This window comes from Falsihalocynthiibacter sp. S25ZX9 (genome assembly GCF_041205405.1).
In the GTDB taxonomy this organism is placed as follows: Bacteria; Pseudomonadota; Alphaproteobacteria; order Rhodobacterales; family Rhodobacteraceae; genus Falsihalocynthiibacter; species Falsihalocynthiibacter arcticus.
Window position 1 is genome coordinate 1 of record NZ_JBGFCD010000323.1, and the last position, 283, is coordinate 283.

Genomic DNA, 283 nt, shown 5'->3' on the forward strand with positions numbered 1-283 from the left:
AAACAAGAAAAACGGCGGCGAAGTTATTGACCGCACAGAATACTTAAAAGCGCGTCAAAGTTGGTCCTATTACAATGATAAACTTTCGCAATGGGCGCGTGTGTTTGAAGCGGACAATATTTTGATTGCGTTTTTTGACATAGGCAACGGGCACCTAACCGTTGTGAAAATGTCTTTTGACGAAATTGTAATTAACTTTAGCGATGATTAGGTACTCTTTGGCGACCACAACGGAAGCCTTTCTTAGCGCGATGCCAACCAAGCGACGTATCGGTCCAAATTC

Annotated in this window: 1 protein-coding gene; it reads left to right on the forward strand. The window is 43.1% G+C overall.

Translation table 11 applies throughout. From position 1 onward, the window contains the following. Positions 1 to 211, forward strand: a 211-nt coding sequence (locus AB9F29_RS22420; protein ID WP_369757316.1) for a hypothetical protein, incomplete at its 5' end; no start/stop codon positions are given. Positions 212 to 283: the final 72 nt, after the last annotated feature.